Source organism: Capnocytophaga sp. oral taxon 380 str. F0488 (genome assembly GCF_000318255.2).
Taxonomy (GTDB): Bacteria; Bacteroidota; Bacteroidia; order Flavobacteriales; family Flavobacteriaceae; genus Capnocytophaga; species Capnocytophaga ochracea.
The window spans coordinates 12,402-23,449 of record NZ_KB291174.1 but is presented as its reverse complement, the minus strand read 5'-3'; the positions used below and the strand labels follow the sequence as shown (position 1 = coordinate 23,449).

The 11,048-nt window shown below is 41.7% G+C and carries 10 protein-coding genes; 6 read left to right on the top strand and 4 right to left on the bottom strand.

The window, feature by feature from the left end:
• Nucleotides 1-430 precede the first annotated feature (430 nt).
• The 6 genes from HMPREF9078_RS01325 to HMPREF9078_RS01300 all read left to right on the top strand — a co-directional run bounded on the left by HMPREF9078_RS01325 (nucleotide 431) and on the right by HMPREF9078_RS01300 (nucleotide 7,308).
• The gene (locus tag HMPREF9078_RS01325; RefSeq protein WP_009418915.1) at nucleotides 431-1,891 is read left to right on the top strand and encodes an MFS transporter; all 1,461 of its coding nucleotides are present in this window, start codon (nucleotides 431-433) and stop codon (nucleotides 1,889-1,891) included.
• 450 nt (nucleotides 1,892-2,341) lie between these two features.
• Complete coding sequence (locus tag HMPREF9078_RS01320) at nucleotides 2,342-2,947, top strand: nitroreductase family protein (RefSeq protein ID WP_009418913.1); 606 nt, start codon at nucleotides 2,342-2,344, stop codon at nucleotides 2,945-2,947.
• A gap of 236 nt (nucleotides 2,948-3,183) precedes the next feature.
• A complete protein-coding gene (gene rlmN, locus HMPREF9078_RS01315; protein WP_009418912.1) occupies nucleotides 3,184-4,236 on the top strand; it encodes a 23S rRNA (adenine(2503)-C(2))-methyltransferase RlmN in 1,053 nt (350 codons plus the stop codon).
• A 53-nt stretch (nucleotides 4,237-4,289) separates the two neighbouring features.
• Nucleotides 4,290-5,621, top strand: coding sequence for an RIP metalloprotease RseP (gene rseP, locus HMPREF9078_RS01310; RefSeq protein WP_009418911.1), 1,332 nt, complete (start codon nucleotides 4,290-4,292; stop codon nucleotides 5,619-5,621).
• A 74-nt stretch (nucleotides 5,622-5,695) separates the two neighbouring features.
• A complete protein-coding gene (locus HMPREF9078_RS01305) occupies nucleotides 5,696-6,178 on the top strand; it encodes a hypothetical protein (protein ID WP_009418910.1) in 483 nt (160 codons plus the stop codon).
• Entirely contained in the window at nucleotides 6,175-7,308 is a 1,134-nt protein-coding gene (locus tag HMPREF9078_RS01300) for a DUF2062 domain-containing protein (RefSeq protein ID WP_009418909.1), read from the top strand. The genes HMPREF9078_RS01305 and HMPREF9078_RS01300 overlap by 4 nt, the downstream gene beginning before the upstream one ends.
• A 4-nt stretch (nucleotides 7,309-7,312) precedes the next feature.
• Here HMPREF9078_RS01300 and dusB read toward each other — a convergent pair whose 3' ends face one another.
• The 4 genes from dusB to HMPREF9078_RS01280 form a co-directional block, all read right to left on the bottom strand.
• Entirely contained in the window at nucleotides 7,313-8,296 is a 984-nt protein-coding gene (gene dusB, locus HMPREF9078_RS01295; protein ID WP_009418908.1) for a tRNA dihydrouridine synthase DusB, read from the bottom strand.
• A 127-nt stretch (nucleotides 8,297-8,423) separates the two neighbouring features.
• Nucleotides 8,424-9,119 carry a transporter gene (locus tag HMPREF9078_RS01290; protein WP_009418907.1) on the bottom strand — a complete coding sequence of 232 codons (696 nt, stop codon included), beginning with the start codon at nucleotides 9,117-9,119 and terminating at the stop codon, nucleotides 8,424-8,426.
• A complete protein-coding gene (gene hflX, locus HMPREF9078_RS01285; protein ID WP_009418906.1) occupies nucleotides 9,112-10,317 on the bottom strand; it encodes a GTPase HflX in 1,206 nt (401 codons plus the stop codon). The genes HMPREF9078_RS01290 and hflX overlap by 8 nt, the downstream gene beginning before the upstream one ends.
• Nucleotides 10,318-10,320: 3 nt before the next feature.
• Entirely contained in the window at nucleotides 10,321-10,725 is a 405-nt protein-coding gene (locus HMPREF9078_RS01280; RefSeq protein WP_009418905.1) for a DoxX family protein, read from the bottom strand.
• Nucleotides 10,726-11,048: the final 323 nt, after the last annotated feature.

Here is an 11,048-nt window from a genome sequence, read left to right as displayed (position 1 = left end):
CCCTCCTTACACCCTTTTTTCACCAAAACTCCTCTCAACTCCCTTCCGAACACCTTCGATATCTTCCGAACCCCTCAACCTTCCCCTATTTTCTAATTTGCTAATTCTCTAATCTGCTAATTTTCTCTGGCTGTCATCGCTTTTTCATCTCAAACTTTGCCAAAGTTGATTATTTCTGGTATTATTGGCATTATTGGCATTATTCGGTATTAATGGCATTATAAGCATTGTTATATTTATAACATCTCCCCCCCCCTTTGTATAAAACCTCTTTTTAATTTTTATAGAAGCAAAAATGCTCTTATTTTTGCACTTTAATTCAGTATATATGAATCAAAAGGTAAAACGTGAAGCTCCCTGCACTTAACCAAAGTTTCAAACTTTGAGAATCTCAGAGCCTTTTCAAACAAATATTAAAAATAAATGAACTATGTCAGAAAATAAAAAATCCTTCGGTCAAACACTCAAAACTTTCTCACCCAACTTCTGGGTAGCAAGTTTCCTCCAACTGATGGAACGTTGGGGCTTCTACGGTATCTTTACCCTTCTCCCCTTGTATTTAGTAGCTTCAACTGACCAAGGAGGATTAGGTCTTTCGCATACCGAAAAAGGAAGTATTATAGGCAACGTAACTGCTATACAGTACTTTTTGCCACTCGTCTTTGGCGTGATAGCCGACCGTATAGGCTACAAACTCTCTTTAGTCATTTCTTGTACTATAATGGCGATAGGCTATTACCTAATGGGTGAAGTAAACACCTATTGGTCGATGTATATGATGTTCCTCTTTGCCGCCGTTGGAGGGGGCTTCTTCAAACCCGTTATCAACGGTACCGTTGCCCGCAATACCGATGAAAGCACCAGTACAATGGGCTTCGGTATCTTCTATATGATGGTGAACGTCGGAGGCTTCTTAGGTCCTGCAATGTCGTCTTACCTACGCACTACACTCGGTTGGCGCATTATCTTCCTGCAAGCTGCTGTGGTAATGGTTATCAACCTGCTGGTAGTTTTATTCTTTTTCAAAGAACCTAAAATGGCACAACGCGACAGCAAACCCATTCTCACCGAAATCAAAGAATCCATAATGCACATTATAGAGGCACTCAAAGACCGTCGCCTTACCATACTGCTCATACTGATGGTCGGTTTTTGGACGATGTTCAACCAGCTGTTCTACACCCTGCCTAATTTTATCGAAGATTGGGTAGATTCCTCCAAAGTAAGTGCGTGGATTAACCATCATTTGCCTTTCTTAGGCACTATTCTCACCGAAAAAGGACAAGTAAAAGCCGAATGGTTCATCAATATCGATTCGTTTATGATTATCTTCTTTCAGGTAGTTGTATCCTATTTCGTAACCAAAATGACTCACGTAAGCGCAATGATTCGCGGTACGATTATCGGAACCATAGGGGTAACGCTTACTTTTATGTTCAATAATGTGTGGTTTACCATTATAGGCACTATGATTTTCTCCATAGGCGAAATGGCTGCTAGCCCTACGCTTTCAGCTTTTATAGCTCAAATTACCCCTAAGGGGAAGGAAGCCCTCTATCAAGGCACTTATTTCTTGCCTGTGGCGGTAGGTAATTATATTGCAGGGCTTATTTCTGGTGATTTATACGAAAAATGGTCTGATAAATATACTTTACTAAAAACCGAACTCACAAATAAAGCTATTGCAATGCCCGAAAACCTCACTAAAAAGGAATATTTCGATTTGGCAAGTCAGAAGTTAGGTCTCAATCAGTCTCAAATCACCGATTTGCTTTGGAATACCTATAACCCCAACAAAATGTGGTATCTTATTTGTGGAATAGGGGTCTTTGCTGCCCTATCACTATATGCCTATAACAAAATAATGGTAAGAAAAGAATCAATAAGTTAGCGTTAGTTTGATATATAAACCTGATAATCAATATTCTTTGAGGTGTACACTTTGCCAAAGTTCTAAACTTTGGCAAAGTTGAAGTCCTAAGTAGTCATTTCACAAAACGAAGTCTTGATTTTGTTTTAATTCTGAAATTATTTTTGTTTAATTTCTGAGGTATAGTCTCACTCCTAAGTCGAGCACGCACTAAAATGAATTTAACTTTTTCCCTCCTTTTAATATTATAACTCCGCTCTCGTTGTCTTTACCTCTCTGAGAAAGCCATCGAGAGCGGACTTTTTTTCGTCTTACCGTAGCCTTAGATTCGAATGACCTTCGAATAACCTCTTGATTTTTAACTATATTCCACCTGCCACACCTTTTACTTTTTTCCTTATTTGTTAAATTGCTAATTACGCCGTACCTTTGCACCTTGAAATTAAAAGTTAAACTTAAAAACAAAACACTATGGATTTTTTAAAATTAGCACAAACCCGCTATACTACTAAACATTACAGCTCTCAGCGTGTGAGCGATGAGGATATCGCTAAACTCAAAGAGATATTACGCCTCACCCCTTCGTCTATCAATTCACAGCCTTGGCAATTCGTGTTCATAAGCGATGAGGCTACTAAGGAAGCATTCGCCAAAGTATCGCTTACCAACGAAGAACGCGTTAGAAAAGCCAGTCATTTAGTGGTATTTATGGCGAATAGCGCTTTGCCATCATTTGAAGAAAAGCTCGTTAAAGCAGCTACTGAAATGGGACGACTTGGGTTTTATCAGAAAATGCAGAAACCCAAAGGTGATGTAGGACTCTATGCGTGGATAAACAACCAAGTGTACATCGCATTAGGATTTTTTCTCAGTGCGTGTGCTTCTATGGGCATCGATAGTACCCCTATGGAAGGCATTATTAATACCGAATACGACAAGCTTCTGAATGAACCTCAATACACTACGCTCTTCGCTGTAGCGATAGGCTATCGCGACCCCGAGGATAGCAATCAGTTGCACTTGCGCCCAAAATCGCGCTTGCCGTTAGAAGAGGTAGTAAAGGATTTTAAATTATAATTAGAGTCGTAAACTTTATTATAATTAGGGTCGTAAACTTTGCCAAAGTTTCAAACTTTGGCAAAGTTGAAGCCAACACCTTTAGCCATACTTCTTTGTTTGATTTGAATTGATTTGTAAGATTTCTGAGGCAAAGCCTCATTCTTAACAATAGACCTTTAAAATAAAATATTATTACCTTTTGCAGATTGTCCCCCTTCGGGGGAACGGGGGTACTTGTTTTTTATTGATTGAAAATGACCCAAAAACGCGACATACGCGCACTGACCAAAGACGAACTTCGCGCTTTCTTCGAGAGCAATGGCGATAAACCTTTCCGTGGCAACCAAGTATACGAATGGTTGTGGCAGAAAGGCGTGCATACTTTCGAGGAGATGACCTCACTGCCCAAAGCTACACGCGAGATGCTCAGCGAACATTTTAGCATCAACCATATCAAAGTAGATGTGATGCAGCGCAGTAACGATGGTACGATTAAAAACGCTGTGCGTTTGCACGACGGGTTATTAGTAGAGTCGGTGTTAATTCCTACCGATACTCGCACCACCGCTTGTGTATCCAGTCAGGTGGGGTGTAGTCTCAACTGTTCGTTTTGTGCCACAGCTCGCTTAAAACGTATGCGCAATCTCCTCCCCGATGAGATATTCGACCAAGTAAAGGTAATCGATGAGCAGAGTCGCGCTTTCTTTGGTCGTCCGCTTTCTAACATAGTATTTATGGGAATGGGCGAACCACTGATGAACTATAATAATGTATTGAAGGCAATCGACAAGATTACTTCGCCTGAGGGCTTAGGAATGTCTCCTAAACGCATTACGCTATCCACTTCGGGTATCCCCAAATTGATAAAAAAAATGGCTGATGATGAGGTAAAATTCAAATTAGCTGTATCTTTGCACTCGGCTATCAGTAGTGTGCGCACGGGCATTATGCCTTTCAATGAACAATTTCCACTGGAAGAACTACGCGAAGCCTTAGCGTATTGGTATCAAAAAACCAAAAATCGCATCACCTACGAATATGTGGTGTGGAAGGGTATCAACGACCAGAAGAAGGACGTAGAAGCACTGATAAAGTTTTGTAAGTTTGCCCCTTCTAAGGTAAACCTCATTGAGTACAACCCTATTGACGATGGAGCATTTCAACAAGCCGACCCTAAAGCGCTTGAACTTTACCAAACAATGCTTGAAGAGGCAGGCATCACCGTTACCATTCGCCACTCCCGTGGTAAAGACATCGATGCCGCCTGCGGACAATTAGCAAATAAGAAAGTGAATAGTGAAAAGTGAATGGTGGCATAACATTTGCGTCACATTACCTGTTACCTGTTACCTAAAAAAGAATGGAAGTATTTTTAATAAAAGCGGCTCAGCTGATTCTGAGTCTTTCAATTTTAGTAGTCCTACACGAGTTAGGACATTTTATACCTGCTAAACTCTTTAAAACAAGAGTAGAAAAGTTTTTTCTTTTCTTCGATGTGAAGTTTGCCCTTTTTAAGAAGAAGATAGGCGAAACAGTATACGGCATTGGGTGGCTACCGTTGGGTGGCTACGTGAAGATTGCCGGTATGATTGATGAGAGTATGGACAAGGAGCAAATGGCGCAGCCTCCACAGCCGTGGGAGTTCCGTTCTAAACCTGCGTGGCAACGCCTTATCATTATGGTAGGTGGTGTAACGGTAAACCTGCTCTTAGGCTTCATTATCTACGCGATGATACTCTTCACTTGGGGGCAAGACCAGCTCAAACCCGAGGGTATTAAGGAAGGTTTTGCAGTAACCCGCACAATGCGTGCTTATGGGTTCCAGAACGGCGATATTGTAACCGCTATCAATGGTAAACCCTTAGAAAGCGTAGCCGATGTAAGTAAATATATCTTGTTGCGCAATACCAGTGAGCTTACCGTAAAAGGACAAGACGGAACTGTGCGTACTCTATCTCTCCCCGATTCTATTGGGAAGATGCTTTATTTACGAGGAGAAACGACTCCTTTTAGTGTAAAAGTAAAACCCATTATCGATACAGTAATAGTGGGAATGCCTGCTCAGAAAGCAGGTTTACAAAAGGGCGATAAGCTGTTAGGCATCAATGGAGAACCTATTTACTATTTCTCCGATGTAACGCCTGCCCTTGCAATGGCTTCTGAAAACACCCCAGTCACTTTTGCTATTGAGCGCAACGGAAAGCCAATGACTCTCAGCGTCCTGCCCGACAGTAATAAAAAAATAGGTATCAGTGGTATGCAAACCGAAGGAGAGGTACAATTTACCCATAAGACTTACAGTTTAGGAGAAGCCCTCAGTCACGGAATTGCATACGGTTACAATGTGCTACACGACTATGTAGCCCAGTTTAAATTTATCTTTACCAAGAAGGGAGCGAGTGAAGTAGGAGGCTTTGGTTCTATAGGAAAACTCTTCCCATCGTCTTGGAATTGGCTCGCTTTTTGGCATATTACTGCCTTCCTATCTATCGCTTTAGCCTTTATGAATATCTTGCCTATCCCAGCTTTAGACGGGGGACACGTGGTATTCCTCCTCTACGAAATGGTAACGGGTAGAAAACCGAGTGAAAAAGTATTAGAACACGCTCAAATGGTAGGATTTGTAATCCTCATAGCTATCTTGCTATATGCCAATGGTAGCGACCTGTATAGAGCGATATTTAACAAGTAATTAGGTAAGACTTTGCCAAAGTTTCCTGCCCGTGTGGCTCGCACCTTTGGCAAAGTTGAAAAACTTATAGGCTAATGAAACACATCTACTTCATCATATTATTCTTGAGTTTTGGAGCACTGCAAGCGCAGAGCCTTGAGAAAGTACGCGTTGCCTATACTACGGCTTCCGATAGCAAAGAAAACGCTGTAGCTTTTGCAGAACTAATGACTAATACTCCTACTACTGATGTGGTGCTAAATGCTTATAAAGGCGCGAGTAAGATGATATTAGCAAAATTTGGAGGCAATCGTATTGCTCTACTCAAAGAGGGTAAACCGCTGTTAGAAAACGCCCTCAAACAGCAACCTCAAAACGCTGAACTCCACCTGATACGCCTCAGTGTGCAAGAACACTTGCCCAAAGTAGTACCCTATCGCAACGACATCACTGACGATAAGGATTTTATACTCGCACACTACGCTCAGCAAACCCGTGAACTACAAAAGTATATAGCTGGTTTTGTAAAGAAGTCGAAAGTGTTTAACGACGAAGAGAAAAAGAAAATGGGGCTATGAACTATTGCGTTTTAATTCCTACGTATAACAATGCTAAAACCCTCGCTCGTGTGATTGATGGGGTGTTGCGTTATACCTCTCACATTATCATAGTGAATGATGGTGCTACCGATGCTACTCCCGATATACTCACGCATTACCCTCAGCTCACTATTATTCATCTTCCTAAGAACAAAGGCAAAGGCAATGCCCTGCGGATAGGCTTTGAAAAAGCTCGCAATTTAGGCTACGACTACGCTCTTACCATCGACTCCGACGGACAACATTACCCCGAAGATATACCTGTATTTATAGCTGCTATTGAAGCGGAAAGCGAACCTACTCTATTGGTAGGTAGTAGGAATATGACCCAAGACGGGGTGCCTAAGAAAAGTAGTTTCGGACATAAATTTTCTAACTTCTGGTTTCACCTCGAAACGGGCGTCAATCTCCCTGATACGCAATCAGGATATAGGTTATATCCTTTGCAGTACATTCCTAAGAAATATTACACCGAAAAGTTTGAGTTTGAAATAGAGATATTAGTGCGCAGTAGTTGGAATGGGGTACAACTGAAGAATGTACCTATACAAGTGTTGTACGACCCCGAAGAACGAGTTTCGCATTTTCGTCCGTTTAGGGATTTTATGCGTATCAGTGTGCTGAACAGTGTGCTGGTGCTCATTGCGCTTTTCTATATCAAACCGCGTAATTTCTTTAGAGATGCTAAGAAGAAGAGTCTCAAACGTTTTATTAAAGAAGATATATTAGAGAGCGACAGTAGCGATAGTGTGAAGGCAGGTTCGGTAGCATTAGGTGTATTCTTTGGCATTGCGCCTTTTTGGGGATTTCAAACCATACTTACTATTACTTTGGCGGTATTCTTCAATTTGAACAAAACTTTGGCTTTTATTTGCTCGAATGTGAGTATTCCTCCAATGATACCGGTGCTTATTTTCACTTCTCTTAAAATAGGTACTTTTTTTGTGGGGGGCACGATTCTTCCGCAAGGTGACCTCACCACAATGGAATACATCAAAAACAATTTGTTGCAATACTTAGTAGGGAGTTTTACTTTGGCAATTACTGCTTCATTTGTTTTAGGAATGCTCACCTATGGTTTACTAAAAATAAAAAGTAAAAAAGCTTAGATTATTAGACTTCCCTTTTTAATTCTCTCACTACTTCGAGTTCTCTTATTATTTCTTCTGAGGAATCTAACGTTACTAATCGCTGGCGATGTTCTTTAAAATTAGGAATCCCCTTGAAATAATTAGCATAATGCCTGCGCATTTCCAACACTCCTTGTCGTTCACCTTTCCATTCTACCGACCATAACAGATGGTTTTTAGCAGCTTCTACACGATCGGATATAGTAGGGGAGGGGAGAAGCTCTCCCGTTGCAAAATAATGCTTTATTTCATTAAATATCCACGGATAACCAATGGCTGCACGACCTATCATTATACCATCTACACCGTAAGTATTCCGGTATTCTAAGGCTTTTTCAGGACTATCGATATCGCCGTTACCAAAAATAGGAATATGGATACGAGGATTGTTCTTCACTTTGGCAATGTAGCTCCAATCGGAGTGACCTTTGTACATCTGGCTACGGGTACGGGCGTGAATGGTAAGCGCGCTGATACCTACATCTTGCAGACGTTCAGCTACTTCTTCTATATTGATACTTTGCTCGTCCCAGCCTAAACGCGTTTTTACGGTTACAGGTAAATGGGTACTGTTTACGACTGCTTTGGTAAGGCGCACCATCAAATCGATATCTTTCAATACCCCCGCTCCTGCGCCTTTGCTTACAACCTTCTTTACAGGACAACCAAAGTTGATGTCTACTAAATCGGGGTTTACAGTGGCAACGATTTTAGCTGAGAGCGCCATTGCTTCTTCATCACCTCCAAAAATTTGTATGCCTACGGGGCGTTCGTAATCGAAAATATCTAACTTTTGACGGCTTTTAATGGCGTCGCGTATGAGTCCTTCGGAGGAGATAAACTCACTGTAAAGCATATCAGCTCCGTGCATTTTACAGAGGCGACGAAAGGGAGGATCGCTTACATCTTCCATAGGTGCAAGCAATAAAGGGAAATCTCCTAAATCTATGTTTCCTATTTTAGGCAATTTTTTTAATGATTAATTGTTAATGATTAATGGTTAGTGATTAATAATGAAGAAACCTCTTCTTGCCCTCTCTGCGGGGGAAATTAGAGATGCAAAAGCCATACTTCGGGCGAAATCTTGCATATTGTTAAATGAATAAATATCCTATTCCCACCCCTACAAAATATTGAGGTTCTGGTTGCCAAAGGGTACGCCCTCCGCTGAGGTCTATTTGAAAATTAGGTTTTAGGAGGTAGGCAAATCCTGCATTGATATTGTGCTCAGGAGCACGCATTCCATTATAGGAAGCGTAATACTCAACAAAATTCCATAGCTTGTTGTTGGGAGCATAATTGACCTGAGCAGTAACATCTAAATTCTTAAATTGTTCAGAGCTACGAGCACTATAAGCTAATGAAAGCTGGTCGGTAAGAGAGCTTTCGAAAGCTAAACAGACGTCGAAAGTATAAGTCTTGGCGTCTGTTTTGCTGTATTGCCCATAACCGATGAGTCCCACTGAGGGGATATAACGCTGTTCCGATTCGTATAAACGCTGTTTTATGCTGAAAGTAGTACTGCTAAAATCAGGGGTACGGAGGTCGAAATCGGCTTCTAAGCGGATTTCGGTGTTTGTGATGAGTCCGTAGCGTAACATTAGGTTATCACTGCTTTCTTCTTTGCTAAAAACTAAACCATTTTCTATTTGAAACTGACCTTTGGGCAGGGTGTATACCCCTTCACTTTGGTCGGGGCGATCGGTGTTGAGGTTTTCATCGTTTTGAGCAACTGCTAATGAGGTGCAGCATAAGGCTATCGTAGCCAATAGTAAATTGAGTTTATTCATCTATCTTTTCGTATAAAAAGTTATTAAAAGGAAAGCGAGTGATGTGTATCTCCTTTACCTTTTCGTACACCACCTCACGGAATTCTTCGAGATTGTTTTTATTGAGTGCCGAAATGAAGAGTACATCGCGCCCCATTCGTTGCATCCAAGTTTGTTTCCATTCATCAAGAGTGAAGTGTTTTTTAGTGCGCTCGGTAGCCAAATCGTCTTCGGCTATTTCTTCATTGGTATATGCATCAATCTTATTGAATACCATAATGGTGGGCTTATCGGCGCTGTGAATTTCGGCTAATATTTGGTTTACTGATTGGATATGCTCCTCGAAGTTGGGGTGTGAAATATCGACTACGTGCAAGAGCAAATCGGCTTCACGTACCTCGTCGAGGGTACTTTTAAACGACTCGATGAGCTGGGTAGGCAGTTTGCGAATGAACCCTACGGTATCGCTGAGCAAGAATGGTAGGTTTTCAATCACAACCTTGCGCACGGTGGTATCGAGGGTGGCAAATAGCTTGTTTTCGGCAAAGACTTCGCTTTTGCTTATCACGTTCATTAGGGTAGATTTGCCTACATTGGTATAGCCGATGAGCGCTACACGCACTAATGCTCCGCGATTACTGCGTTGAGTTGCCATTTGCTTATCGATAGCGGTGAGTTTCTTTTTGAGCAGGGCAATACGGTCGCGCACGATACGGCGGTCGGTTTCGATTTCGGTTTCACCAGGACCACGCATACCGATACCGCCTCGCTGACGTTCGAGGTGCGTCCATAATCCCGTAAGGCGCGGTAAGAGGTATTCGTATTGTGCCAATTCGACTTGTGTGCGTGAATAGCTGGTTTGTGCACGCTGAGCAAAGATGTCGAGAATGAGCCCTGTGCGGTCTAATATCTTTGCTTTGAGAATACGCTCGATATTCTTCTGTTGAGCAGGGGTGAGTTCATCGTCGAAGATGACAGTACCTACCTCATTTTCTTCAACAAATTGCTGTACTTCCTCCATCTTACCGGTGCCGATGAAGGTCTTAGGGTTAGGCACATCAAGCTTTTGGGTGAAGCGTTTGAGCACTTCACCCCCAGCTGTGTAAGTAAGAAATTCGAGTTCGTCTAAATATTCCTTAGATTTTTCTTCGGTTTGTGTTTGATTGATAATCCCTACAAGTACTACTTTCTCGTAGGTAAGATTGATTTGTTCTAACATTCGTTAATCCCATTTGTGGCGAGTGGAAATGGCGTGTTTGCCACTTCCGGTAAAGAACAAAGCTAAAGCACCGAAAAGGAATAGTCCAGGGAGTTCAGGAGCCCAACCACCGTGAGCCGTAACTGCGGTAATTTGACCTCCATACGCCAAAAAGAGCGTACTAATTCCGCCGAGTACCATTATAAGAGCAGCTAAACGGGTTCGGAAGCCTAATACAATCATTATAGGAGCGATGATTTCGCTAAGATATACCCCATAGGCAATGAAGGTGGGAAGACCTTTGGCTACTAAGGTACTTTGAATATATCCAAAGGCATCGGCGTGTAATAATTTGTTGATGCCGTGAGGAAGCATAAGCAAGCCTATGGTGAGGCGGAGGACGAGGAGTCCAAAATCTTTGTTTTTCATTTTATAAAAGGGTTTTTAAGTTTACGGGGGCAAAGATAGGGAATAATTAGCAAATTAGCAAGTTGTAGCACGACAAGCAGAGAAAATTATCAAATTAGCAGATTAGAAAATGAGATAAATGCTAATAATACCGGGAATGCCAATAATACCAGAAATGCCAGTAATCAACTTTGCCAAAGTTTCAAACTTTGGCAAAGTGTGTGCCGCTAAAAGTGACACATCGGAGCTATCGGAAGGAAACGGAAAAGTTCGGAAGAGGGAATTGAGGTAAAAGGTAAAAGATGAGCTGTAATTTGGGTGGGGTTAGCTTATAGAGAGCTTAT

Coding starts and splice junctions, on each gene's coding strand:
- HMPREF9078_RS01325 (WP_009418915.1), top strand. CDS start 431: ATGTCAGAAAATAAAAAATCCTTCGGTCAAACACTCAAAACTTTCTCA.
- HMPREF9078_RS01320 (WP_009418913.1), top strand. CDS start 2,342: ATGGATTTTTTAAAATTAGCACAAACCCGCTATACTACTAAACATTAC.
- rlmN (WP_009418912.1), top strand. CDS start 3,184: ATGACCCAAAAACGCGACATACGCGCACTGACCAAAGACGAACTTCGC.
- rseP (WP_009418911.1), top strand. CDS start 4,290: ATGGAAGTATTTTTAATAAAAGCGGCTCAGCTGATTCTGAGTCTTTCA.
- HMPREF9078_RS01305 (WP_009418910.1), top strand. CDS start 5,696: ATGAAACACATCTACTTCATCATATTATTCTTGAGTTTTGGAGCACTG.
- HMPREF9078_RS01300 (WP_009418909.1), top strand. CDS start 6,175: ATGAACTATTGCGTTTTAATTCCTACGTATAACAATGCTAAAACCCTC.
- HMPREF9078_RS01290 (WP_009418907.1), bottom strand. CDS start 9,119: ATGAATAAACTCAATTTACTATTGGCTACGATAGCCTTATGCTGCACC.
- hflX (WP_009418906.1), bottom strand. CDS start 10,317: ATGTTAGAACAAATCAATCTTACCTACGAGAAAGTAGTACTTGTAGGG.
- HMPREF9078_RS01280 (WP_009418905.1), bottom strand. CDS start 10,725: ATGAAAAACAAAGATTTTGGACTCCTCGTCCTCCGCCTCACCATAGGC.